24 protein-coding genes and 8 pseudogenes are annotated in these 23,893 nt (G+C 41.6%); 11 read left to right on the forward strand and 21 right to left on the reverse strand.

Annotation, left to right across the window (positions count from 1 at the left end; all coding sequences use genetic code 11):
* The first annotated feature begins 77 nt into the window (after positions 1 to 77).
* On the forward strand, positions 78 to 1,130 hold the full coding sequence (locus SB24_RS07390) for a TRAP transporter substrate-binding protein (protein ID WP_039252664.1): 1,053 nt from the start codon (positions 78 to 80) through the stop codon (positions 1,128 to 1,130).
* Positions 1,131 to 1,214: 84 nt separating this feature from the next.
* Positions 1,215 to 2,036: a manganese catalase gene (locus tag SB24_RS07395; RefSeq protein ID WP_039252666.1), complete on the forward strand. Its 822-nt coding sequence runs from the start codon at positions 1,215 to 1,217 to the stop codon at positions 2,034 to 2,036.
* A 23-nt stretch (positions 2,037 to 2,059) separates the two neighbouring features.
* On the opposite strand, the gene SB24_RS07400 is transcribed toward SB24_RS07395, so the two are convergent.
* From SB24_RS07400 to SB24_RS07415, 4 genes and pseudogenes are all read right to left on the reverse strand, one after another.
* Entirely contained in the window at positions 2,060 to 2,419 is a 360-nt protein-coding gene (locus tag SB24_RS07400) for a YdbC family protein (protein ID WP_039252669.1), read from the reverse strand.
* A complete protein-coding gene (locus SB24_RS07405; protein WP_039252672.1) occupies positions 2,413 to 2,754 on the reverse strand; it encodes a cupin domain-containing protein in 342 nt (113 codons plus the stop codon). Before SB24_RS07405 ends, SB24_RS07400 begins: the two co-directional genes overlap by 7 nt.
* 140 nt (positions 2,755 to 2,894) lie before the next feature.
* A pseudogene (gsiB, locus tag SB24_RS07410) lies at positions 2,895 to 3,200 on the reverse strand (glucose starvation-inducible protein GsiB); the annotation flags it as partial.
* Between the two features lie 100 nt (positions 3,201 to 3,300).
* A complete protein-coding gene (locus SB24_RS07415; RefSeq protein ID WP_003156231.1) occupies positions 3,301 to 4,107 on the reverse strand; it encodes an EcsC family protein in 807 nt (268 codons plus the stop codon).
* Between the two features lie 166 nt (positions 4,108 to 4,273).
* Between SB24_RS07415 and SB24_RS07420 the strand changes: the two genes are divergently transcribed.
* The 3 genes and pseudogenes from SB24_RS07420 to SB24_RS07430 all read left to right on the forward strand — a co-directional run.
* Positions 4,274 to 4,639 (forward strand): DMT family transporter, encoded by a 366-nt coding sequence (locus tag SB24_RS07420; RefSeq protein WP_039252676.1) that lies wholly within the window; start codon positions 4,274 to 4,276, stop codon positions 4,637 to 4,639.
* A pseudogene (locus SB24_RS07425) lies at positions 4,636 to 5,087 on the forward strand (DUF5360 family protein). Before SB24_RS07420 ends, SB24_RS07425 begins: the two are co-directional and overlap by 4 nt.
* A gap of 13 nt (positions 5,088 to 5,100) precedes the next feature.
* Positions 5,101 to 5,316: pseudogene (locus SB24_RS07430) on the forward strand (DUF2188 domain-containing protein); the annotation flags it as partial.
* Between the two features lie 58 nt (positions 5,317 to 5,374).
* Here the strand turns inward: SB24_RS07430 and SB24_RS07435 are convergent.
* Entirely contained in the window at positions 5,375 to 5,728 is a 354-nt protein-coding gene (locus SB24_RS07435; RefSeq protein WP_039252679.1) for a hypothetical protein, read from the reverse strand.
* Positions 5,729 to 6,385: 657 nt separating this feature from the next.
* On the opposite strand from SB24_RS07435, the gene SB24_RS07440 reads away from it, so the two are divergent.
* From SB24_RS07440 to SB24_RS20380, 5 genes and pseudogenes are all read left to right on the forward strand, one after another.
* Positions 6,386 to 7,663 carry an Nramp family divalent metal transporter gene (locus tag SB24_RS07440; protein ID WP_088005335.1) on the forward strand — a complete coding sequence of 426 codons (1,278 nt, stop codon included), beginning with the start codon at positions 6,386 to 6,388 and terminating at the stop codon, positions 7,661 to 7,663.
* A 106-nt stretch (positions 7,664 to 7,769) separates the two neighbouring features.
* Positions 7,770 to 8,036 carry a hypothetical protein gene (locus SB24_RS07445; protein WP_015416855.1) on the forward strand — a complete coding sequence of 89 codons (267 nt, stop codon included), beginning with the start codon at positions 7,770 to 7,772 and terminating at the stop codon, positions 8,034 to 8,036.
* 225 nt (positions 8,037 to 8,261) lie between these two features.
* Positions 8,262 to 8,840 carry a hypothetical protein gene (locus SB24_RS20210; protein WP_172437934.1) on the forward strand — a complete coding sequence of 193 codons (579 nt, stop codon included), beginning with the start codon at positions 8,262 to 8,264 and terminating at the stop codon, positions 8,838 to 8,840.
* 95 nt (positions 8,841 to 8,935) lie between these two features.
* A complete protein-coding gene (locus tag SB24_RS07455; RefSeq protein ID WP_039252683.1) occupies positions 8,936 to 9,493 on the forward strand; it encodes a hypothetical protein in 558 nt (185 codons plus the stop codon).
* Between the two features lie 383 nt (positions 9,494 to 9,876).
* Positions 9,877 to 10,106 (forward strand): annotated as a pseudogene (locus SB24_RS20380) (hypothetical protein).
* 359 nt (positions 10,107 to 10,465) lie between these two features.
* On the opposite strand, the gene SB24_RS20500 reads toward SB24_RS20380, so the two are convergent.
* The 14 genes and pseudogenes from SB24_RS20500 to SB24_RS19970 form a co-directional block, all read right to left on the reverse strand.
* A complete protein-coding gene (locus tag SB24_RS20500) occupies positions 10,466 to 10,600 on the reverse strand; it encodes a hypothetical protein (RefSeq protein ID WP_261977438.1) in 135 nt (44 codons plus the stop codon).
* Positions 10,600 to 11,730 carry a Rap family tetratricopeptide repeat protein gene (locus SB24_RS07470; RefSeq protein WP_039252688.1) on the reverse strand — a complete coding sequence of 377 codons (1,131 nt, stop codon included), beginning with the start codon at positions 11,728 to 11,730 and terminating at the stop codon, positions 10,600 to 10,602. Before SB24_RS07470 ends, SB24_RS20500 begins: the two co-directional genes overlap by 1 nt.
* A 414-nt stretch (positions 11,731 to 12,144) precedes the next feature.
* A complete protein-coding gene (locus tag SB24_RS07480) occupies positions 12,145 to 13,278 on the reverse strand; it encodes a hypothetical protein (RefSeq protein ID WP_025853743.1) in 1,134 nt (377 codons plus the stop codon).
* 62 nt (positions 13,279 to 13,340) lie between these two features.
* Positions 13,341 to 14,108 carry a hypothetical protein gene (locus SB24_RS07485; protein ID WP_082020266.1) on the reverse strand — a complete coding sequence of 256 codons (768 nt, stop codon included), beginning with the start codon at positions 14,106 to 14,108 and terminating at the stop codon, positions 13,341 to 13,343.
* 417 nt (positions 14,109 to 14,525) lie between these two features.
* Positions 14,526 to 14,780 (reverse strand): annotated as a pseudogene (locus tag SB24_RS20215) (peptidoglycan-binding domain-containing protein); the annotation flags it as partial.
* A 316-nt stretch (positions 14,781 to 15,096) separates the two neighbouring features.
* Positions 15,097 to 15,309: pseudogene (locus SB24_RS07495) on the reverse strand (phage terminase small subunit-related protein); the annotation flags it as partial.
* Positions 15,310 to 15,399: 90 nt separating this feature from the next.
* Positions 15,400 to 15,648: a hypothetical protein gene (locus SB24_RS07500; RefSeq protein ID WP_039252702.1), complete on the reverse strand. Its 249-nt coding sequence runs from the start codon at positions 15,646 to 15,648 to the stop codon at positions 15,400 to 15,402.
* Between the two features lie 141 nt (positions 15,649 to 15,789).
* On the reverse strand, positions 15,790 to 16,581 hold the full coding sequence (locus SB24_RS07505) for a DUF4145 domain-containing protein (RefSeq protein ID WP_099686869.1): 792 nt from the start codon (positions 16,579 to 16,581) through the stop codon (positions 15,790 to 15,792).
* Between the two features lie 56 nt (positions 16,582 to 16,637).
* Positions 16,638 to 17,562: pseudogene (locus tag SB24_RS07510) on the reverse strand (DNA cytosine methyltransferase).
* 105 nt (positions 17,563 to 17,667) lie between these two features.
* A pseudogene (locus SB24_RS20575) lies at positions 17,668 to 18,189 on the reverse strand (transcriptional regulator).
* Between the two features lie 54 nt (positions 18,190 to 18,243).
* On the reverse strand, positions 18,244 to 19,071 hold the full coding sequence (locus SB24_RS07520) for a hypothetical protein (RefSeq protein ID WP_052250230.1): 828 nt from the start codon (positions 19,069 to 19,071) through the stop codon (positions 18,244 to 18,246).
* A 539-nt stretch (positions 19,072 to 19,610) separates the two neighbouring features.
* On the reverse strand, positions 19,611 to 20,183 hold the full coding sequence (locus tag SB24_RS07525) for a hypothetical protein (protein WP_039252705.1): 573 nt from the start codon (positions 20,181 to 20,183) through the stop codon (positions 19,611 to 19,613).
* Between the two features lie 263 nt (positions 20,184 to 20,446).
* Positions 20,447 to 20,608, reverse strand: a complete 162-nt coding sequence (locus tag SB24_RS19965) for a hypothetical protein (protein ID WP_014304372.1) — start codon at positions 20,606 to 20,608, stop codon at positions 20,447 to 20,449.
* 55 nt (positions 20,609 to 20,663) lie between these two features.
* Complete coding sequence (locus SB24_RS19970) at positions 20,664 to 20,825, reverse strand: hypothetical protein (RefSeq protein WP_154018559.1); 162 nt, start codon at positions 20,823 to 20,825, stop codon at positions 20,664 to 20,666.
* A gap of 249 nt (positions 20,826 to 21,074) precedes the next feature.
* On the opposite strand from SB24_RS19970, the gene SB24_RS07530 reads away from it, so the two are divergent.
* Positions 21,075 to 21,512: a GNAT family N-acetyltransferase gene (locus SB24_RS07530; protein ID WP_039252709.1), complete on the forward strand. Its 438-nt coding sequence runs from the start codon at positions 21,075 to 21,077 to the stop codon at positions 21,510 to 21,512.
* 125 nt (positions 21,513 to 21,637) lie between these two features.
* Here SB24_RS07530 and SB24_RS07535 read toward each other — a convergent pair whose 3' ends face one another.
* Together SB24_RS07535 and SB24_RS07540 are read right to left on the reverse strand one after the other, a co-directional pair.
* The gene (locus SB24_RS07535) at positions 21,638 to 23,359 is read right to left on the reverse strand and encodes a pyruvate oxidase (protein WP_039252713.1); all 1,722 of its coding nucleotides are present in this window, start codon (positions 23,357 to 23,359) and stop codon (positions 21,638 to 21,640) included.
* 57 nt (positions 23,360 to 23,416) lie between these two features.
* Positions 23,417 to 23,863 carry an NUDIX hydrolase gene (locus SB24_RS07540; protein WP_039252716.1) on the reverse strand — a complete coding sequence of 149 codons (447 nt, stop codon included), beginning with the start codon at positions 23,861 to 23,863 and terminating at the stop codon, positions 23,417 to 23,419.
* Positions 23,864 to 23,893: the final 30 nt, after the last annotated feature.

Consider the following 23,893-nt stretch of genomic DNA (forward strand, 5'->3'; position numbering starts at 1 on the left):
CCTCTTCCTTTCCGTCTCTTTACGAAAACGGCCCGCCCGATTATGCTTGTTATAGAAAATGGCGGAGGGGGTTTTCGATGAAAAGCTTGCTGACTTGTCTCAGCCTGATGGTACTCGGTATCGGAACCGCTTTATTCATCGGCTTTCATGATCGTTTCTCAACGGAAGAACCGTATTATGATGACGAACAGGAAGGCCTGAAAGATCAAATCGTTTTCAAATTCAGCCATGTCGTTGCTGAAAACACGCCAAAAGGGCGGGCGGCGAATAAGTTTGCCGAACTTGTCTATCAAAAATCCGGCGGCACCATTAAAGTAGAGGTGTTTCCAAACGGGAGCCTCTATTCGGATAATGAAGAAATAAACGCCCTCCAAAACGGGGACGTGCAATTCATCGCTCCCTCCACCTCAAAGCTCGGATCACTGTCTCCCGAATGGGGTGTTTTGGATCTGCCGTACGCGTTTACAAACTATAAAGCCGTGCAAGAAGGCCTCAACGGCAAAATCGGCACACGCCTGTTCGCTTCTTTAGAAAAGCATCATTTGAAAGGTCTGGCGTACTGGACGAACGGGTTTAAGCAGCTTACGTCAAATAAAGGACCGATCTTCACTCCGGACGATTTGAAAGGACAGGCGCTCAGGATCATGCCGAGTAGCGTGATCGAAGACCAGTACCGTCTGCTCGGCGCGCGCCCGCGGCAGGATTCCTTTAATTCCACGTTTCAGCTATTGGAAAGCAATCTCGTAGACGGAGAAGAAAATACGATTTCAAATATCTATTCTAAAAAATTTTATAATGTTCAAGATTATTTGACAATCAGCAATCACGGGTACCTCGGTTATGCCGTGATGACCGACGAGCATTTCTGGAATTCGCAGACAGAAAAAACGAGAACCATCTTAACGGAGGCGATGAGAGAAACGACGGAATGGAACGAAGCCTCCGCTGAGAAAATGAATAAAGACCAGCTTGAAGAGATAAAGAAGAATTCATCCATTCATATTCATGTGCTGAGCAAAGCGGAAAAGAACACATGGATGAAACGCCTCGACCCGATTTACGGACAATATGAACAGGTAATCGGCCGCGGGCTTGTGCAGGATTTGTTATCCTTGCGCCGCGAGCCTTAGCAGGACCAATACGCCCATCTCCGTTTCATCCCTTTTCCCGCCGGGGAAGTAAATAGGGACAGAGCAAAAAAAGGAGATGGAGACATGTTTACACATACGAAAAAACTGCAGCATCCGGCTAAACCGGATCGTCCTGACCCGCTGTTCGCAAAAAAGATGCAGGAAATTTTAGGGGGACAATACGGGGAAATATCCGTCGCCATGCAATATTTGTTCCAAGGATGGAATACACGGGGCAATGAAAAATATAAGGATCTTCTGATGGATACCGCGACGGAAGAAATCGGCCATGTCGAAATGATCGCGACGATGATTGCGAGACTGTTAGAAGACGCCCCGCTGGCAGAGCAGGAAAAAGCGGCTGATGATCCGGTCATCGGGTCCATTTTAGGCGGCATGAATCCGCATCATGCGATCGTCTCAGGACTCGGCGCAATGCCGGAGAGCAGCACGGGCGTTCCGTGGAGCGCAGGCTATATCGTCGCAAGCGGAAACCTTCTGGCAGACTTCCGCGCCAATCTGAACGCCGAATCACAAGGAAGGCTTCAAGTCGCACGCCTGTATGAAATGACCGATGATAAAGGCGTGAAAGATATGCTCAGCTTTTTATTGGCCCGCGATACCATGCATCAAAACCAATGGCTTGCGGCCATTAAAGAATTAGAAGAACAGGAAGGTCCGATCGTTCCTTCCACATTCCCGAAGGCGCTGGAAAAACAGTCATTCTCCCATAAGCTTATTCATTTCTCAGATGGCGGAGAAAGCGCTGAACAAAATTGGCTGAAGGAAACAGCGCCGGACGGAGAACCATTTGAATACGAAAAGGAACCGAAAGCGCACGGCGAAATAGCTAAGCTGGACCCCGTCCCGCCGTATGTCCACAACACGCTTCCCGGACGAAAATAAAAAAGCCTCTAAAGGGGCTTTTTTTATTTGCGCACAACTGTCCAGTCCGGTTCGTATCGGATGTCCGGGTGATGTAACAGCTCGTGAATGACAGGTTCATCCCCCTCGTACAGCATCACTTCTATTGAAAGAATTGAAGCCTTCTGCTCGTTTTCTTCGTATATGCGGTCATGTTCGTTCTCCATAAAATCATCATAGGCCTGTCTGTTCTCCCAAACACTGATGATCTCTGCGATGAACAGGCCGTCTGCGTTTTTCCGCCAGCCGCCGGCCTGTTTGACGAAGCCATTTACACATGATAATGCTCTCCACCTTGACTGTGCTTGCCCAAATGCTTCAGCGTTTGCAGCGTCTGTTTCACATACAATCTTTTTGATCAGCATGACCGTTCCTCTGTGATGACTGTTTTCGCATGCGTATGCTCGACACAGAGATTCACGGTTCTGACGTAAGAGCGGGTGCGGTGAATCGTGCCTTTCGGGATGAGCAGGCTGTCATTTGCTTTGAGCACTGCGGTTTCTTTGTCCTTAAAATCGATCAGCAGCTCACCTTCCAGAACGATGAACCATTCATCTGAGTCAGGGTGATGGTGCCAGTCATATTCTCCCGTAAATACTGCGAGGCGCACACAGTGGTCATTGATCTCCGCGATTGAAAAATTGGCGTGTTTTTCTTTGACTTTATTGGCGATAGCGAGCAAATTCAGCATGTCAGACACGAGTGAAAAACCCCTTTTTCATTTTATTGTATCGTAACGGCGGCTCAGATCAAGATTTTCCCAAAATAAAAAGCGATCCAGCTGATGTGCCGGATCGCTTTTGATCTGCAGGTTGTCTGCCTTTTATGCTTTTATTAGCTGCTTCGTCTGTTTCCGCCTTTTTGGCCGATTTCCTTATAAAAATCTTTGTCATGATTTTTGCTTGTAGCTTCTCCGCCTTTTTGGCCGATTTCCTGATAGAATTCCTTGTCATGGTTATTGCTTGTGGCTTCTCCGCCTTTTTCACCGATTTCCTGATAGAATTCTTTGTCGTGATTTTTGCTTGTGGCTTCTCCGCCTTTTTGACCAATTTCCTGATAGAATTCTTTGTCATGGTTATTGCTTGTAGCTTCTCCGCCTTTTTTACCTGCTTCTTCTCTGCTCATTTTGTTATTATCTTGTGCCATTTTTGAATTCCTCCTTTAATTGGTGTTGGTTGTTGGTTTCCCGATTTCAGAACTGCTAAACAAAGAAAACACATTGAATGTGTTTGCGGGTGGTTTTTTATCATTCTGTATCGTTCATGCGTTTTAGAATCCGGCGTTTTTTATAAAGCATGATGCCTGTTTCCGCGATGCTTTCTAAAGCTGAACGGTTGGCGGACGCGCCGAAGATGATGCCTGCGGCCGGAACCATTTGCAGCAGTTTTTTCGCGGCGAACGTATCGCGGTAGCTGTAAACGACTTCCCGCCAGCCTTGGATTTGCGAGGCGACGCGCTGATAGGTTTGGTCGTTTTGATCATATTGCCGTAAATCTTGCAGGATCGCTTTTTTTCCGATGACGTCACTGGATGCAAGCTGAAGCAATTTGACGATAAACACGCGTTCTTTTTTGTCTTTCGGATCAAAGCCGTAAGCAACCGCGATGTCTTGCAGCGTCTTTAAGGACAGGCCGAGCATCGCCGGAATGTCTGCCGCAAGCGTAAACACGCCGCCGACTCCCGTTGCGGCTCCCTGCACCGTCGCGGCCTTTACGCTTGTACGCGCTATGGCTTCTGCGATTTCGTCCATGACGGCAAGCGGCGCATTGCGGATGTCGTGAAGCGTTTGACATGTACCGTGCGGCAGCCGTTTTTGAAACTTTTTCATGATGCGCTTTTCTGATGTAAGGTACTGTCCGCCTGACTGAATAAACGTTCCCGTTTCATCGAGTATGAGTCCGATTTTCCTCTGAATAAATTGCGGTGTCAGCTTGTCCAAAAGCTGAAACGGCAAGCGGGTGAATGTTTGCCAGAACATCGCCCTCTGCTGCGCCTTTTCCCATTTTTGAATGTCTCTCAGTTGTCTTTCCAGATCTGTCCGTTCTTCTGTCACCCGTCCTGCACGCCCTTTCTGATTTCTTTCTACATAGTATACCTTTATGGCGTTTTCTTTTTACACCCGGCCGGACTTTTTATCCGGAAAACATTCCATTGTTTAATTTTCTTCAAATTCTATATATTGTATAATTTTGAATAATACGATTGAAGGAGAATGCTGAATGCAATGGATTTATTTAAGTTTAGCGATCATTTTTGAAGTATTGGGTACGGTCAGCATGAAATTATCAAATGGATTTACAAAACTTGTCCCAAGTATTTTATTGTTATTGTTTTATATCGGCAGCCTTTGTTTTCTTACTTTGACTTTGAAATATATAAGTGTCTCCATCGCATATGCGGTCTGGTCGGGAATGGGGATCGTGCTGATTTCCTTGATCGGATTTTTTTTCTTTCATGAACAGTTCTCTGTTATAAAAGCCGTCTCTGTTCTTCTGATCATCATCGGTGTCGTTTCCTTAAACTTTATTTCTGAAAGTGAAACGTCATCAAACGGCAACAGCGTTCATACGGACAGAAACAGATGATGAAAGGGTTAAAGGTTCTCTTCCTCATTACAGATATTGGATTTATCATTTATTGGATTGTTACTTTTTTGAGTGGATTCCAAAAAACATGGCGTTTAAAGATTATGATAACGCCATGATAATGGCCTGGAACTGGTCATTCTTTCCCTTAGATATTTTCATTTCGATAACCGGGCTGTACAGCTTGTTTCTTTATAAACGGATACATGCATTATGGCGCCCTTTCGCATTAATATCACTTGTGCTGACCTTTTGTTCAGGCCTGCAAGCGATTGCCTTTTGGGTATTTATCGGTGATTTTGATCTGATGTGGTGGGCATTCAATCTGTACTTGCTTCTTTATCCTTTATATTTTATTCGGAAATTGCTGGCCTCTCATAAAAATAGCTGTCATTCTTTTTTGATGAGGCGGTTTTCTTTTTCTTCAGGCGGGAAACACTTTTTATAAAGGAGTGATAGACATGCCTTGGTCAATGAAGGATTATCCGCAATCATTGAAGAATCTCGAGGAACCTGTGAAGAAAAAAGCGATCGAAATCGCGAATGCGATGGTGGATGAGGGATATGAAGAAGGACGGGCCATTCCCATTGCGACAAGTCAGGCGAAAGAGTGGAAAAAAAACGCTTCTAAAGAAGAAATCGATCAGCTGATGAAACACGATGATGAAACGAAACGCGGAAATTGAATCGGAATAAAGGAAAAACCCCGCTCTCAAGAGAACGAGGTTTTTCTGCTTATAAACCGTAATAATAAGATAGTGTGGTGACTGAAACGTAGCCTGTCGCTCCTGCATACGTGACTTTCAGCCATTTATTAGAATTGGTGTAGTGGCCTTGAACATATTCTCCGGTGACCCAAGAACCTGTAATTTTTTTACCGCTTGAGAATGTTGTGATCGTTGAACAGCTGACCTTAGAGCATGAGCGCATATTAGCACCGTAAATGCCGACTGTACCCCCGCTGGCTAAAATGGAAACGTCCGGTTCAGCTTTAGGTTTGAAAGCTGCTGCTGATGCAGAGCCGCCAAAAGCGAATAAAGAAACAGCAAAAATCATGGCTAAAGAAATGATCGAAAAACGACGTACCAAGAAAATTCCCCCTCTTTTATCATATGGCTGGAAAGCTTTCCTGACGTTATTATACGTTTTTGCCCGGGAGACTGAAATAAGTCTAATGCTCCAACTTCTTTTCTTCGCAAGTGACCATGCCGATTCTTTTTTTGATAGATAACAGCCGTTTATTGGACTGGAATCACTGATATATCGTTGATTCAAACGTTTATTCAGAGCGGCCGGAGTTTTTCCGGAGGTCATTTGAATGGTACAGAAAGGTTTTATCTTCCAATGGAAAGAAACATTATTATTCTATTTACCCGGGAAAACGGAGGAAATACTGCGTCTTTTTCTCAGGATCAGTTGCACCGGACAGAAAGTTGTGAAGTGATATGAGCAAGTGTCCTCTTTTCACCTTTTTAAAAGAACGCTCAACGCATCCGCGCATGATCGGACGCGGAAACACGCTTTGCGAACGGCATCGCTTCTTTCCCGGAACGATGCCGTTTTCATTTTCGGACCTTTCTTCGGCGGGATACATACCATAGATAAAACAGGGCATCAATGTACCGGTTTATTGAACATAAAGAACTTGACATCTCATAATAGCGGATTTATGATGTAGATAAAATAATTTGCATCTAGGAAACTTTTTGTTATTTAGCTAAAAATCTATCAGAATTTAGGTGAGACATAATGAGCAAAGACATCTCAGCACAATCACTGCAAGCAAAAGCCGTGCAGGATGCACTTGACGGCAAAAGCAAGGGATTCAAGCGGCTTCTGCCTTTCTTAGGCCCAGCCTTTATCGCGGCGATTGCCTACATTGATCCGGGAAACTTCGCTACGAATATCTCAGCTGGTTCGAAATTTGGGTATATGCTGCTGTGGGTCATCCTCTTTTCAAACTTGATGGCTTTTTTAATCCAAGTTCTTTCCGCGAAGCTCGGCATTGCCACGGGTAAAAACCTTCCGGAAATCGCCAGAGACCGGTATCCGAAATGGGTATCCGCCGGGCTGTGGATACAGGGTGAACTGGTGATTATGGCAACTGATCTGGCAGAATTTATCGGGGCGGCGCTCGGGCTCAACCTGCTGTTCGGCATACCGATGGTTGAAGCGGCCATTATCGCGGCAATCGGATCATTCGCGATTTTAGAGCTGCAGCGCCGGGGTTACAGGGCGCTGGAAGCGGGCATCGCCGGACTTCTGTTTGTCGTGGTGATCGCCTTCGCTCTGCAAACCTTCTTTGCCAAACCTGACGCCGCCTCCGTTCTCGAAGGGCTGTTTATCCCGAAAATTGACGGAATGGACAGTGTGCTCTTGGCAACCGGGATACTCGGTGCAACCGTGATGCCGCATGCCATTTACTTACATTCCGCACTGACACAGCGCCGTGTCGTCGGAAAAACGGATAGTGAGCGGAAAAAGATTTTTAGATTTGAGACGATTGACATTCTCATCGCGATGGTGATCGCCGGGGCGATTAACGCAAGCATGCTCATCGTCGCTGCCGCGCTTTTCTTCAAGAACGGGCTGTATGTAGAAGATTTAGACGTGGCTTATCAGCAATTCGGCCACTATATCGGACCGGCTTCAGCCATTCTCTTCGGGATCGGGCTGCTGGCCGCAGGGCTTTCAAGCTCTTCTGTCGGCACATTGTCAGGCGATATTATCATGCAGGGCTTCATCCGTTACCGTATCCCGCTTTATTTGCGGCGTTTCATTACCATCATTCCGCCGATGATCATCATTATCTCGGGGGTCAACGCCACAGAAGCGCTCGTATGGAGCCAGGTCGTTCTTTCATTCGGCATCTCCTTTGCACTCGTGCCGCTGATTATGTTTACAAGCAACAAACGCCTGATGGGCGCCCTGACGAACCGAAAATGGGTGACGGCTCTCGCCTGGCTGATTGCGGTTTTGGTGATCGCGCTTAATCTGTTTGTGATCTACGATTCATTCCGTTAGAAAAAAACCGGCCATCAGCGGCCGGTTTTTCTTTTGACGCCGGGTGCCGTTCGTATCTTTTTCCGGGCGTTTTTGGTATGATAGAAGAAAAATCGGAGTTTTGCTTATGTCAGTATTTATCCTTTTTTATCTGTGGATTGTGCCGATTGTCATCGGTATCTTCTGTTCTCTTTTTGCTTATCGGACAACGGGTAAGAAACGTCTGATTCCCGGCTTTGTGATGATCGCATTAAGTATCGTTTCCTTAATCACGGGGCTTTGGATCGGCGGTGTGAACTATCATGTGTTCATCGGAGGCATGTTTTTATTCGGTACGTTATTGGCCGGTTCCGCCTTCCCGTTTTTCTTCGCTCTTTCACGCAAACGAAAATAAACAGGCATGCCGCCTGTTTATTTTTATTCATTAACCCTAAATTATAAAACCGCTCCGATAATGTGATTCCGCCTCAATCAGCCTGTACATGTGTTATATAGGCTCCAGCCCATGTCCCATCTCATCGAAACTGCAGCCAAAATGAATCCTGCTAAAGAAGATTTTGAATTATAAGAAAAATACTGTATTAAAATCCTATTTACCCCAAAAATACCTATTGATAGAATGGTATCTGAGAGGGGAAAATGTTCAAAGCGGATCATATCGGTCCCGCCTAAATACATAGTCTATCATTTCTCTCTACACTACATTTCTAAAGGAGGATTTCCCATTAGACACGCAGCTAAAGGCATTCTGTTTGCCGCATCTTTAGCCCTTGTAACTACTGCTTTTGTCCCCGCATCCTTAGCTAAAGAAAATCATAATAATACTGCCAATGCCACTGGAACGACCAAATCATTTTTTTATCAGACTGATACGCAATTTTCCTACGGACTTAAAGCACAAAGCGATGCGTCTGTGTCAAAACCAGTCAAAGATGTAATCAGAGAAGTGCTGAAAAATAAAACAAAATTATTCAATCTTGTTGAAAAATTAGCAGGAAAAAAAATAAGAAATGAACTCGAATCCGTTTTCAATGAACACATCGAACCGGTTTTAAAGAAAATGCTGAACGAGTATGTCGCCTTAAGCTGGACTGACGTGGAAAAGAATCTTTATCTTTCACTTAAAAAGTCCGGACTTTCTGACAGCCAGGCTAAAAACCTCGCTCATTTGACAACTTTAGCAATGAAAGCATTTTAAACTCATTCATCAATGATCAGCAGGAAAATACGTATGAAGTAATGCAAAGTGCTGTTAGATTCACTCTAATAGCACTTTTTCATTGGAGATTTCACATGACTGTCTTTTTTATTGTTTTGCTCAATTTCTTATGCTGCCTTCTGATTTCATCTTTTATTTTTATGATTCTATTAAAATTCGAGATCGTGGATACACCGCCAAACCGCTTAGCTCATGCAGCATTCATAGGGCTTATTGGATTCTCTCTGTTCTTCGCTGTAACTGTCCCCAGCCTGATTATTTGTTTTGCAGCTGTAACAATACATCATTTTTTGGGAGAATATATCATCTATGGTTCACTTTCAGACTTATACATATTTTCTGTCGTCGTCAGTATCTTAGCTTTAGTTTATATGCTTATCCTTACGGCAATTGTTAAAGGAATGACTCATGTTTTGACATTGCCTGCTTGGTCAGCCTATATCCTTGAATTCATTTTTGCATGGGCTGCTGTTTACTTCTCAATTCAATACGTTTCCAATCATATCATTGAGAACATATCTATATTTCAAGGCGGAGAAGTGCTTCTTTCATTGTTCATCACTTTCTTATTTTCGGGCTTGGATATCCTTTTCACTAATTTGGATAAGATCACAAAAGAGAAATTAGGCTAATAAGGGGGAAACGGATATGAGGATCATGACATATATATCTTATTTTTCTATTTCTTTAGTTTTGCAGGTGGTATGGCTGCTACTCATAAAAGAAACCTCTAACCTATCTCTGATTGATATGATTACGGTGTCCTTTTTATTCACTCTCTTTATGTTCATCTTGGATCAAGTTTTCAAAAAAAAGCGGACAAATTAGGGACTATTTTTTTATAATCCTAGGGCTTCTCTTTCATTTTGAAATTGTTCCGGATTTGGGGATGTTGCGGCGAACCGTTCATTAATGTTTAACACCGGCCTCTGTAAAATACTTCTCCTTTTATATAACATCCTGACTTCTCCGTCATATATTCAAACGACAAAACGGCAAAAGGGAGTAATGAAACATGATATTGTTTATTGGCAAATTCATGTTGCTCTTTTTATTCTGTTCGCTGACATATTATTTGTTTAAAGTTGTTTATTACAATATAGGGAAGAACATTGCGCTTAAAACTCCGAAAGGGACAAAGACAAACCGGACGGCACGTGTGTTAGTCAAAATGGAACTAAACTGAATGATGGAGATTACTTTATGATCGCTGTTGTGACCGCTCTCTGGCTGTTCTTGAGATGAATTGCACTGGTCCTTCATAAGTTTTTTAATCAGCCATCGCTCGCCAGCTGCCGATTTTCACAATCATCGTTTTCGTTTAGGACGACTATATGCAAGCAAGCCACTCAACAAACAAAGGAGCTGTCGAGATCTTCTCGATAGCTCTTTTGTTTGTCCTTGAATGATTGAAGATAGGCTTAAAAATGGACGGCGTCTTTCTCATGCATGCATCGTTCAAGAAAACACTTCACAGCAAAACGGAAAGGTGAACGCAATACAAGTAACGGTTAAGAACCTTATGAGGCAGCGTATGTTGATTACTGGATAAGAAAAAGAAATCCCCCAGTCTTAAAAGGTGGAGGTCAAAAATTGGAGAACACTTAAATATTTATAGCTTTTTCAGCGATATAAAAAGTTCCAGAGTCACTCATTTCAGCAGTATAAACATTTTTCACACTTAATAATCCAGTAAAAAGAATACCGATTAAAGCGGAGCTGATTATAAGTTTCTTCATTATATAGCCTCCGTAACCTTAAGTATTTGTGTTTGGGCATGTATGGTTTTCTTTAAAAAGTTTCTTCCCTCTGCATAGTTTCTCTTCTCAAAATGAAAGTCACCTAATTTTTCGGTTAGCTCTGCGAAATCAGACCAAAGGCGTTTCTCTTCCAAGTAACCTAAGCTTTGTTTCACTTCTGTTTCATTATATTCTTCGTACAATGAATTAATGATTTTTAATTTAGCCAAATATTCCTCTTCATTAGAAGTCCGAGCACGATTTAAAGCCGTTTCATAAAAGAAACGTGCTTCCTTGGCTTTATCACATTGGTACAGGACATTCGCCATCATATATAATGATCTCACTCCATACACTGTATCAATATGTTCTTTCACGTCTATTGCCTTTTTGAAATTCTCTTCAGCAGCAATCAAATTTTTCTCTCTTAAATAAACTAAGCCTAAGTTATGAAAGATCACTCCGATAATTCTTTTCACTTTTTCCTCATCCAAGCCACGGGCGATACTTAATGCTTCCCGATAATATGATTCTGCCTCCGTCAGCCTGTACATATCGTACATGTTAGCACCGACCATCATATTACAGCCAATCACTTTCACTTTGTATAGTTGACTTTTTTCAAACAATTGCTTGGCTTTTTTTAAATGATTGAGGGAAACAAAGTGCTGATCAATTTGATAATAGGCATCAGCTATTTTGTAATGAAATTCAGCTTGCTCCATTTCATCTGATACAGCATTCAACTCTCTCTCTGCTTTGCGATAATAGCTTATCGCTTCAACATACTCTTTATGATCAAATTCATACATTCCACGAAAAAACAATGAGTAATATTTCAAGAAGCCTGTAAGTCTTTTTTGTGGTTTTTCTATTTTTTCAAGCAGTTCGTCGACTGTAGGGCGATCTCTATATCTGTCTTCCGGCTCCAAGGAATCTAACATCAATTGGTGACGAAAGCACATCAATGAATAAAAGACAAGCAAATCCTGATCCTCTTCCATCTCCTCTATTTCCTGTTCTACTTCAGCCTTTAAAATCTCAGCATCAGGCACACTGAACTGGCGAATCATTTTGTACCATTCATTGATCTTGACACCAACTTGGGACGACGGTAAAACTTGGTCCACACTTATCCCTCCCTCTAATCACTATTTTTGTAATATTATAACTTTTCCTACAATAAACACAAACGAAAAAATCCCGCAATTTTCGTCGCGGGATTTTTGGGATTATGGTTTTGATGTACACTCTTGATTATACCATTTAATATTTTCGCTTTGTAAAATTCATTATAGTCTTAGTGATTGAACCGGAGATAAGGCAGGCTCCCGTCATGATAAACACCCAAATTAAAAATGTTGGCTCTGCCCCTATCACAACAAACATAAATATCAATGACAGGATCAATACGACGACAACCATAGTCCATACTATTTTAAAGATGAAATACCCTATTATCCCCAGCATAAAAGAAGCTGCCGGAAGAATAATGAGTATGATATATGCAGGGCTCAAAAACGGGCTAATATAAACACCTCCTCTTATTTTAAAATTTCGAACCGGGCAATTTCCCACTCTTTTTTTGCTTTTAGCGGGATTGTTTTTACCTTTTTGCCTGATTTCAAATCATAAGACGTGATATCTCCAAGCTTGTTATCACGCTGGATATCAAAGTTTTTGAGTAAAACATACATCTCTCTGTCATTGAATTGAACATCATTCATTAATTTGTTATCATCCCCAGCATAAAAATCAAAAGATTTTTTCTTAACCATTTTTTTATCAAACACCTGCAGCTTCCCCTCAAAAGAAACGGCTAAGATGCTATCTTTTAATATTTTCAATTTTGCAGGATGAAACCCTTTCTCCATCTCGACTTCTTTTTTTACCTTAAGAGTCTCTCTGTCTATTAATATGAGCTTAGAATTCTCTTTCTCATTCACGTTATCATTAACTGCCAGTACAAATGTATTTTCATCTAGAGCTTGGAATGCATCCTTTTCATCCATGAAGTATATCCCTTTATTCGGTATGGATGCCTTGTTCTCTTGCTTATTTCTCTCTGGGTTAATTGAAAGGATGGACATACTTTCTTCATCACTTGAAATGACATAAATTTTATTTTTAGCGACGATTGCTGATCCAAGTTCTCCGTCAAGCTTTATTTGTTTCTTGTTTTTTCGGCTGTTTCCCTTCCAATATACCAGTTCACTTTCCAGCCCTTTGTCTGTATATCCAACGTTAATGTCATGGATGATATAACCGTCAGAACTATTTATAAAGAAAGCACCTTCATCCTCAGTTGTTTTTGACAAACTCTTTTCATTTATTTTGTTTATTTTTCCGGTTTTATTGTCTATCATCAAGTGATTATTGCTTCTATTTGATGAGAAGAACGTATCGTTTTTGTTATATGAAGACATCGTGAAATTTATACCATCTTTCAATTCCAAGCTATCCATTTTAGCACCATCTTCACCGTAAACCCCAATCTCACTTCCCCTATCTAAAGTGTTAGAAAAACCAACAATAAATTTTGCATTGTCAATATCCTTTAATACAGTCTTTTTATTGCTGCTTCTTTCCTCTTTTTCATTCCCAGTTTGGATGAGACCGCAAGAGGTTGTGACTATCAGTATGCAAATGAAAATAAACAGGGTCTTAAGTCTATTCATATTTTCCTCCCTTTGAAATGACAAAACAACCGGTGCAGCACCGATTGTTTTTGTCAATTTGTTTAACCCTTGTGATAAAAGATTGTTGTGTTATTGGATTTTACAAGCTCCATTGGTGTTACAACGCTGTCCCATTTGACATTGTCAATATCAATACCTTGGTTTTTCCAAGAACGCCAAGCTAATTGAGAACAATAAAATTTAGCAGTTGTCTTTTTATTTAAAAAGTTGAAATTATATTTCTTTTTATTATCTGCTTGCTTTTCCGCATATTTTGCAGCGTTTATATACTTATTGTTATTCGATCCTTTAACCCATAGACCATAAACTTTCTTTTTACTTCCCCAGTTATTATTATATCTGCGAACTCCATCTTGGTTTATAGGGCTCCAGCTTTTCGCCCATGCTTCAACTGTTTTTGATTTGTTAGTTGAAACAACCGCAGCATGTCCTACACCAATAGACCAACTTCCAGAATTAATTTCATAGCTTGTAAGAACATCACCTTTTGTACCTAACGCTTTTGCTGCAATTTGGTTCTTGGGCTGATATTCAGGCTCCTTGTATTTAGGAAGAACTTCATCAATTTGACCAGAGGCTTTCAATTCTTTGATTTCTTTTTGGGAATCCTTATATAAGTCTTCTGCATGTTCTTGTACATACGCATACTCTTCTTTACTCATTTCATAGAATTTCTGTACTTCCCCACTTGTCATGCCGGCATCTTTCATTTCCTGTATTTCCGTTTGGACTTTTTCATTAGTAAGTTGCGGAAATTCTTCAGCATGTGCACTTTTCCCAAATCCCAAGCCTAAACCGGAAATCAACATAGTTGTAGAGAACATGGTGGTAAGTAAAAATTTACTCTTTTTCACGTCAGTATCCCCCCCATTGAATATTTTTCCTTCTTTTCTAATATATAGGATATAAATAAGGTTGTAAACACCTTTTTTGAATTATTTAGGATATTTTAACCATTTCTATCTAGTGCATAATGACACAAAATCGGGATATGCAGTGCCAACTGAACTATAGGATTTGGGTTTTGCACGATGTTTATCAGGCAATGTGTTGTTTCACTATTTCTTCGTAAGGTTACCCTTCAAATTTTATACAAATTTACAAGTATTTGAAACGACTTCCAACAAACACATTCTACCATTGATGCGAACCACAATTCTATATACTTCTTTATTTTTATGAAATATATAGAATTGTGGTACAGCCCTATTAAAGGGCTGTTTCATTTATTTCAGAAGAGACAACATTTTTGCTTTCGTTTTTGGCCCGTAAATACCGTCCGCAGTCAATCCATACATGGACTGGAACCGTTTGACTGCATTTGCAGTCTTCGGTCCGTAATAGCCGTCTATTCCGTTATTCTTAGCCCCTTTGTCCGGGTAGTAATAAAGAGCCGCTAGAGCCGTCTGGATCTGTTTCACAGCTGTTCCCTTAGTTAAGGGGCTTGTCACTTTAAAAACGCCTGACGGCAGCGTGTAAGATGATTTCTTTCCTTTTGTTGGTGAGCCGGCCGAATCCGCCAGCTTTAATACTTGGCCGACTTTGAAAAATTCGGGTCCTTGATACCGTTCAACCTTTGCAGGGCGGCCATGCTTACGCCTGACTTCTATGCAATGACGATAATATTCCGCCTTTTTTGACGGTGTACGTCAGCACTGGTCCTTTTCCTGTTTTTTGATAGAGACTCACGGCGCTAATGTGCAAACGCCCTGGCCCTTCAATAGCTTTTTTATCAGCCATCGCTCGCTAGCTGCAGATTTTATGATCTCTGTTACCGTGTCAGCAAATTTGAATGCGCGGCGCCTTGCCTCCTCTATTCCCCCGGGCGTTTTTGTTACCTTTTGGAGCGCCCGGACGAAAAGGAGCGCTCCCTTTCGATTTAGGAGCGCTCCCATTGATTTTTTCTTCCCATTTATCATTAGCTTTCCATTTGCGGACAGTGCTGCTGGTGACGCCCAATTCATCGGCAATGTCTTTTAATTTCTTGGTTCCGCCGCTCTCTTTCCACAAATGAAAAGCCTGGTCTCTGCGTGGATCTCTTTATCTTGGCATTACATCATCACCCACCCCCGAGCCATCTAATTGAGTTTGAGTTTGTTTTTAAATTTCTTCATCCTTCTGAAGCTGTATATCGAGCTCTATGAGCTTTTTTAAGTCGTCCACAGTGTTTACCTCTATTCGACCGTTTTGAAAGTCTCTGATCCACTGTGCAATGCCTGCACTAACGATTTTCCGATACTTCTCTTTGGATTCACTGATATTTTCAAGAACATCGGTTTTATGTAAAAGCAGAAGCTTTTCCTTCTCTTCATCAGAATAGGAACATACGTTTGTTTTTTCTCTTGTCATGCTCCCCATCCTCCATTACAATATGAATCAGAGCGTGATTTCCCACAAACGCGGCCGCGTCATGATCACGCTCTCGCAGGGAGCTATCTCTGTTGTGATTGGAGGGTGTTAGTAGCACCTTCCTTTTTAAAAAAGCACTTATTAATTACTACTTGTATGTTTTTCGAATTTTATATGCGGCAATTCAAAAATACTATAAAGAATTGAATCTATTGTCTCCAAGTACTGTAATAAATCTGACCTTTTAGGCTTGAAGAATTGATGCACTGTTTGGTTTCCTATATCTTTAATTTCAAGGAATATCCTTTGTTGTGTATCATTAATTATTTCTTTTTCTTTAAGCTTTTTTATCTTCTCTTCTAAACTTATGGGAACCATGACTGGCTCATTATTTTTGTCGAAAATCGGTTTTCCATTTTTTATTCTTTGTCTCTTATCATCGATTCCTTTTACTTTACATATTGTTTCAATTAACATTCTAATACCCGTATTACATAATAAATTCATACGTTGTCGATATGCATATATTGCTTCATTTCTAATCTCACTTATTAAGTCTGGCAAATTTGCAAACTCAAATTTCTCATCATAATCTGATAACTGAGGAGGACCAAAAGGATTCTCCTTCATTGGCTCTTTTGGATAGACTCTATATTCTTTATAGTACAACCTATCAGTATGATAATCTGGACCTGTTACTTCAAACATATCCTCATCCTCATATATATCTAGAAAAGCAAAAGTATCGCATCCCATACATTGCACAATATAAAATTCATGAGAGAACATAAAATCACATTCTTCATCGCCATCATCAAAATCATTGTGATTAATTGAGTGCATTAATTCGTGGCCATGTTTATTTTGAGCTACTTGATGATTTGTTTTTGTATCACAGTTAATACAGTAAACTTTTTTTTCTATTTTATTCACATTTATCATCCCCCTAGAGAAATGATAGCATTTATTTCCTACAAGGTGATAAATAGTTATAACCATTGTTTGTAAATCTGTTCCGCAATCCTCTTCATCATGATAGGCGGGACACTCATTCCACAAACATACTGGGTGTTAGCGCCCATGAAATCATAATCCAACGGGAACGACTGCATTAAGATGATATCCCGTTCAGAGATATAGTAAGGTTCATCATAACGTATGAAAACAGAGTTACTAGCCAAAGTAGGCGGCACAAGGCTGTTTTTGACCAAGACAGTATTGAAATTACTTTCTTTCCCCTCTGTTCTCTTCGTTATATCTCCTATAGTGTTATCTGACGGGCGCCGCTTCACCCATCGCCTATATGTTTTAGAGGTCTCTGTCAGCTTTGATCCCCGGCCGCTCCTGAGCTCACCATACAAAATAGGTGATTCATTAAAAGATAGATGCAAAGGCGGGAGGTTCAGATCCTTCCGACGGCCAATAAAAAAGACCCGCTCTCTCCGCTGCGGGACTCCCATTGTAGCCGCATTCAACAAAAACACCTGAACGTCATACCCAATTTCCTTGCTCGTTCAATGACAAGCTTGACATATCCTTTCGCCTTACCGATTATCATTCCTTTTACATTTTCAGCGAGAAACGTTTTAGGCTTCAATCTTTCTACGACATCCAGGTATTCAAAAAACAAATCGTCCAATGACTGTTTAGCCTGACCTTCCCTGAACGTTTTTTCTTTCCCCAGGCATCCTCCCGTTCACCAGATATTGAAAATACACTACACGGCGGAGAACCGTCGAACACATCAAGATCAAATAGAGCCGCCGGAAGTTCGTTCAAAGGGATTTTGTTAAATTTTCGTATATCCATTAAGAAAGAATGCTGTGGATTATGATTTTTTCTGTATATCTTCATCATTTGGGGATCGATTTCACAATTCCCCACAAGCTCAAATCCGGCAAGTTTGCAGCCCATAGATGAACCGCCGCCGCAGGAGAATGTACTGAACACCTTTAGACCATTCCGTTCTACAGATTTTAGATCGGAAAGCCTCCATCTGTAACTGACCATATGCTTCACCTACTCATTAAACGAGAATCCGCATTTCGGGCATGTATGCTCAAAATGATCGTCTTCATATTCATCTAAGTCCAGTTCATGACCATCAGTAATCTTCCCGCCATTCCCCGCATGTTCAGGTAATTCATCCAGGATCTCGTCTAACTCAGAATCTGAAAAGCCAGTAACAAATAAATCAAAATTATTCTCCTGTAGATCTCGCAATACCTGTTCAAGCTTGTGCTCATCCCAATCTCCGCCCGTCTTATTTAAAGCCAGATTTAAGGCTTTCTCTTCTGATTCATTCAGGTTGACTACAGAGACAGTGAGTTCAGCAGGGTTGCTTTCCATATATATTTTAAATCGTTGGTGTCCGCCAACCAGATTACCGGTTCTTTCATTCCAGACAAGCGGCTCAACATTGTCAAATCGATTTATTTAAGCTTTAAGGGAATCATATTCCGGATCGCCCGGCTGAAGATCTATCCGAGGATTGTAAAGAGCGGGGTTAATCTTTGCTACCGGTATAGTTCTAATATTCATTCGGCTAACCTCCATATCTAATAAAACCTATAGAAAAAGCATCCTGATTGGATGCTAAAAAATCGGTATTCCCTTCATTTTAGAGTGCTTTACCTTCATTATGGTGCCGTCTTCTTTCATTACATTGAATTTCTCTAATACAGAGTCTACTACCTCATGGAACCAATCAGCTGAAACAGGACTTATATAAACATTCTGAATAAGGGTACCTAAATCATTAACAGGTACATGAATAGCATTAATATTATCTTGATGATAATCATCTAAGACTTTATATTTTCCGTCATCCCGTGAATACAAAAAAGGGAACACAGCCCTTATTTCTCTTTCATGACTAAAATGATTTCGCTTATGAAAGAGTGGTGTAGATATACCATGTTTCTGGTCAAAGGGTTCAGTTTCATAATCTATATAATTAACTCTGTCTATTATGATAGGTGTATGAAAACCTTCAATGCTTTTTTGTAAGCGGCCTACTGTAGTTTGAATTGCAATTCCATCACCACTTTTTAGATACAGTTTCCACATTGCTTCTGATTCAGTTTCATTTTCATGCCAACAAGATACAAAGTGAATTTCTCTAATTTTTTTATGTACCTCTGCATCCTCAGATCCATTTTTCACTTTTCCGAGTTCAACCCACTCACCATCATAAAAAATACGTGCCGGATAATCTTTACTTTTATCACTTATTGCTCTTTCGAGCATTAAGCTCCTTTGTTTAACACCTATTATTGTGCTAGAGCCTTCAAATGGATCTTGAAATTTATCAGCGCGCGGAAAATACAGGTCCTCATCAGTTAACAATTTAATAAACTTAGATAGATCTAAATATCTCCATATTTTCACATCAGGATTTAATTTTTGTTCTCTATAGCTCATACTCTTCACCTCTAGTAGAGTTTACAATAAATGCAAAGAATAAGCACCGCCTTACGCTATTCGCTTTTATTTATTTGTGGCCCGTCGATTTTCCCCAGGAGGTAAGCAAAGAAAATGGAGAGCCGGTTTAAAAGACTTTCCTTGCAATCGGGATCTCACCTCTTGCGTTCCTCGTGACTATCGCGCGCAATACTGCATAGACTCCAGCAGCTCCTCCTGTGAAGCTAACGACCTTCATTGTCATTCGATACATCCGAGTGCACACTTAAATACAGGAAAGGTACGTCTCCCAATCTGCCATAAAAAAAGCGGCCACTAATCAGATGCACAAATAGACTCATGCAAAAGATCAGCGTCCGCAGGTTTCTCCTTTTGGGACAGATATTCACGTTCGTTTTCTTCTTGTCTCTATCGTATGACAAACCGCATCTAAAAAAAGTACCCATTTTATCCCCCGTTTTGTCGGCATTTTCTCGGCTTTTTATCGGTGTTTTTTGGACATACAAAAAGAGCAAACCACTTAGGCTTGCTCTGTTACATCAATCCCACCATTTTGTAGAGACACTTGTTGCAGGGTTTGTTAGTTTCTCCAGATGTAATTCTGCTTTTTTATTATCTCCATCAACAAAACTACGTACATTGAATACTACTTCATATGTTCCTTTTTGATTAGCCAAAGTAAAGCGGGAAACTGTATCATTGATAACCGGATCTTCTTCTACAAGTTTATACTGCCATGTGAATCCAGGGCCAATATATGGCTGAGAAATCTGAATTCCAAGGTCTCCTCCACCAGAGTAGAATGTTTTTGAACGGGCCTTAAATGTTGAAGATCCTAAGTAATCCCACTCACCGGCGCCTAGAAGAGAAAATAAGCTTATATCATCTGATATTTTTCTGATCTTAGGCTGCACGCTGGATTCATCGTTAACCCCATCTTCTGGACCATCTTTTGCTACAACTGGATCAATCACGTCAGATCGTCCATCTTCCGACCCAATTTCATCTCCAATAGGATCAATTTTGTACTCTTCCGCTTTTACCGCGCTAACACCGACACCGGACATGAAAAACCCTGCAACAATAGCACTTACAAAAAATACTTTTTTCACTTTTCCTGATCCCCCACACAAGTTATTTTATTTTTTCAATCGATTTAACAGGTACTTCTGACGGATTAAAATACAGGTCAATCCTTTGAACAGTCACAAACACGACAGAAAAAATCACTGAACAAACCAACGTTAGTAAGAGTATTTTCCACACTTTTAAGTCTTTCATCATCTCTCCCTCTTTTCTTATTGGTAATATTCTACCTATTCCAATAATAAACTTAATAGGTAATAAGTACAAGTGGGGGATCAGGGGTTTTTTGTTAAAAACTTTTGAACATGAAATTCAAAAAAATAAACAGCACGATTATCGTCACAACAATAAAGGCCTCTCTTGTGAAGTTTTTATCATCTTCTTTTTGCTGTTTCTTTCTCTTAATCTCTTCTCTGTATTTTCTTTGAACCTCTTTCTTTTTATCATCCATTATCTAAACTCCTCTGAATCCTTTTTCTCTTTATCACTTGCACCCCTCCTTTCAGTTATTGCAATTTTATCGTGCGACAAATAAGTACACCAGTGAAAAAAGCCTTGACTATAAAGCCTTCTCGCACAGCTGAGACTTTAAAAGATGAATTTAATTTAACGGATAAAAAACAGCCCGATACTTCCGGAATGAATGACAATTGTTTGACTGCTTGCACTCTGTTCCCTCCTTAAAGTAATAGAGCGGGCATTAAATACATATCCTCATGCTGAATGCCAGAAGCGGCGGCTCGTCGTCGATGACGACCGGCTCATTTGAGTTGAGCGCTTCATGAGCATGATTCCGCCTTCTTATTTTTTCTTAGGCAACAAACCGATTCAAAACCAATTTAAAATATTGAATTTTTTGGAATAACCGTGTAAGTTTTGTATAACAAAAATTAAAAAAAGAGTGAGGAGGGAAACATTTGATAATCAGAAGCGCAGAACACTATGATGTAAAACAATTGACCGATTTAATGTATTTATATATCGTGGATTTTTATAAAAGACCTAAGCCACCGATTGAAAAGATACATCATTTGATTGAAATGTTATTTGAGAAGAACAGGGGTATTCAATTCGTTGCTGAACAAGATGGGGAACTTATTGGCTTTGCAACATTATATTTTAGTTTTAGTACGACGAAAGCAGATAAAATAACAATAATGAATGATTTATTCGTGGCAGAAAAAGCAAGAGGCACAGGAGCAGCCCAAGAACTGTTTAAAAGTTGTGAGGCATTTACAAAAGAAAACGGGTATGTGCATATGTCATGGATAACTGCATCTGATAATTACCGTGCACAAAAGTTCTATGAAAAGATGGGCGGTTCTCTGGGAGATTGGCTGACCTATTCCATATAACCCGACATGACCTTATTGAAGAAAAAACTAAAATAAAAAGCCGGGCTTTTACTATGGCTTATCTGGGTAAATAAATAAAAATAAACAGGCATGCTGCCTGTTTATTTTTTATAAGCGCCGGCTTTTTAAAACAGCCGTTTTAAGCTTTTCTTGAGTGACGGCATTTCGATTTTTTGGTTTTCAAAGAAGTTTTTCAGCATGTATTTGCTGAAGCCCTTCGCTTGGCCGTAAGTGATTTTTCCCGGAAGCGGCGGCTCGTCGCCGATAACGGCGTCGATGACGACCGGCTCATTTGAGTTGAGCGCTTCATGAAAAGCGGGAGCCAATTCCTCGTGTTTCGTCACTTTGATGCCTTTTGCTCCGCAGCTTTTTGCAAAAGCGGCGTAATCCATATTTTGCAGCTGGGTGACGTAGTCAATGTTGCCTTTGACCCGCTGTTCATATTCAATCATGCCTAAATTTTCGTTGTTTAATATGACAACCGTAATCGGCAGTTTATATTTAACAGCCGTCGGCAGATCCTGCATCACCATTGAAAATCCGCCGTCTCCGCAAATGGCGATGGACTGCCGCTCAGGTTCGGCAAGGCTTGCGGCAATCGCTCCCGGAAGCCCGCATCCCATTGTGGCGAGCCAGCTTGAGACGATAAAGTCCTGCTTCTTCATTTTAAAATGGCGGGCCATCCACACCGTAACCGTTCCGACATCCACTGACAGGACGGCGTCCTCTGCGGCGGCATCCTGAAGCCGGGCAATGACCTGCTGCGGCTTGAGCGGATGAGTCGCTTCGGTTTCATCCTTCTCGATTTCCTTCCACCAATGCTTCATGTGCTCGGTGCAGGCGTCCAAAAATCTTCTGTCTTCTTTATATTCAATGTATTCCGTCAGCTCTTTCAGCCCCAGAGCCGCATCACTGACGATTCCCGCATTGACGGGATAGCGCTTGCCGATTTTCGCCGGATCCGAATCAAGCTGAATGGCAGGCGTATCATCCGGGAGATAATCCCTGTATGGGAACGATGTGCCGAGCATGATCAGCAGATCGCATTCCTCCATGGCTTCGTAGGCGGGCTTTGTGCCGATTTGCCCGAGATTCCCGAGAAAGTGGGGATGGCTGTCAGGCACGACGCCTTTTGCCGGAAGGGTAATGACAATCGGGGCGGCCGCTTTATCGGCGAATGCGAGCAGCTCCTCTTTTGCCGATTTTAACCCTTGGCCGGCGAGAATGACCGGTTTTTTTGCGTTGTTAATATATTGCGCGCATGTGACGAGATGTTCTTTTTTCGGCTCTATATCGGCTTTGAGGTATATCGGCGATGTGTAAACCGGCTCCCGTTTGATTTTTTGCGCGAATAAATCATCAGAAACGGTTAAAACGGCAACGCCTTTTTTGCTGTAAGCCGTGCGGATCGCCTGATTCAGAAGATCGGGCAGCGCTTCTGCCGTATGTACTTGCTGGTTGAATACCGCCACGTCCTCAAACATTTGCTCTAATTTGATTTCCTGAAAGCTGTCACGGCCGATTTCATCGGAAGCCACCTGTCCCGCAATCGCCAGCACCGGAACGCCGTCCGCTTTGGCGTCGTATAAACCGTTCAGCAGATGAACGGCCCCCGGTCCTGCGATTGAAAGGCAGACACCAATCTGTCCGGTCAGTTTTGCCTCAGCCGCGGCAGCCAGGGCGGCGACTTCCTCGTGCCGGGTTTGGATGAATGTCAGATTATTTCGTTCATGTCTCAGTTCTTCGATAAATTCATTAATGCTGTCTCCGGGAATGCCGTATATATGACCGACTCCCCATTGTTCAAGCAGCTCCGTCATTACGTGTCCTGCTGTTTTACTTGGCATACTGCATCCTCCTTTTACCTGTATTCATCCCCTTTTTTATACGGGTTGAAACACGGGCTATACTCTCAGCTTTTTTCTCAGCCGATCAAGGATGGATAACAAATTTCGGTCTTTAAGGACTGCCTTACGATTTGCCGCCCCATTGAGTCCGTCTTTTACTTGCCGTTTTCTGTTCGGCACCATGAACAGCGGCAGCCGGTTTGGGGAAAACCAGCGTAATGCGGCGGTTTCCGGCCCGTTCATCAGCGGTGTTCCTCCGGTAATGGCTCCGATGAATACGTGCTGTGTATCTTCAAATGCCGGCCTTTCATACTCACCGGCTTTATGCAGGATGGTCACGTTATAACCGGTTTCTTCGAAGGCCTCTCTGACGGCTGCGGCTTCAGGTGTTTCACCTTCTGCGATCCTGCCCCCGGGCAAATCCCATAAGGGAATGTCTTTTCGTTTTACGAGCAATATGTCCCGCTCCTCATTTTGTATGATGACAAACGCGCCTTGTGCCATGTCGTCCTCCTTTACAAAAAAGACCGCAGC

This window comes from Bacillus sp. Pc3 (genome assembly GCF_000815145.1).
In the GTDB taxonomy this organism is placed as follows: Bacteria; Bacillota; Bacilli; order Bacillales; family Bacillaceae; genus Bacillus; species Bacillus velezensis.

Bases quoted from the DNA above. Each gene is read 5' to 3' on its own strand.
- SB24_RS07390 (WP_039252664.1), top strand. From the start codon at position 78: ATGAAAAGCTTGCTGACTTGTCTCAGCCTGATGGTACTCGGTATCGGA.
- SB24_RS07395 (WP_039252666.1), top strand. From the start codon at position 1,215: ATGTTTACACATACGAAAAAACTGCAGCATCCGGCTAAACCGGATCGT.
- SB24_RS07400 (WP_039252669.1), bottom strand. From the start codon at position 2,419: ATGCTGATCAAAAAGATTGTATGTGAAACAGACGCTGCAAACGCTGAA.
- SB24_RS07420 (WP_039252676.1), top strand. From the start codon at position 4,274: ATGCAATGGATTTATTTAAGTTTAGCGATCATTTTTGAAGTATTGGGT.
- SB24_RS07445 (WP_015416855.1), top strand. From the start codon at position 7,770: ATGTCAGTATTTATCCTTTTTTATCTGTGGATTGTGCCGATTGTCATC.
- SB24_RS20210 (WP_172437934.1), top strand. From the start codon at position 8,262: ATGGTATCTGAGAGGGGAAAATGTTCAAAGCGGATCATATCGGTCCCG.
- SB24_RS07455 (WP_039252683.1), top strand. From the start codon at position 8,936: ATGACTGTCTTTTTTATTGTTTTGCTCAATTTCTTATGCTGCCTTCTG.
- SB24_RS20500 (WP_261977438.1), bottom strand. From the start codon at position 10,600: ATGAAGAAACTTATAATCAGCTCCGCTTTAATCGGTATTCTTTTTACT.
- SB24_RS07480 (WP_025853743.1), bottom strand. From the start codon at position 13,278: ATGAATAGACTTAAGACCCTGTTTATTTTCATTTGCATACTGATAGTC.
- SB24_RS07485 (WP_082020266.1), bottom strand. From the start codon at position 14,108: ATGTTGATTTCCGGTTTAGGCTTGGGATTTGGGAAAAGTGCACATGCT.
- SB24_RS07500 (WP_039252702.1), bottom strand. From the start codon at position 15,648: ATGACAAGAGAAAAAACAAACGTATGTTCCTATTCTGATGAAGAGAAG.
- SB24_RS07520 (WP_052250230.1), bottom strand. From the start codon at position 19,071: ATGAGCTATAGAGAACAAAAATTAAATCCTGATGTGAAAATATGGAGA.
- SB24_RS19965 (WP_014304372.1), bottom strand. From the start codon at position 20,608: ATGGATGATAAAAAGAAAGAGGTTCAAAGAAAATACAGAGAAGAGATT.
- SB24_RS07535 (WP_039252713.1), bottom strand. From the start codon at position 23,359: ATGCCAAGTAAAACAGCAGGACACGTAATGACGGAGCTGCTTGAACAA.
- SB24_RS07540 (WP_039252716.1), bottom strand. From the start codon at position 23,863: ATGGCACAAGGCGCGTTTGTCATCATACAAAATGAGGAGCGGGACATA.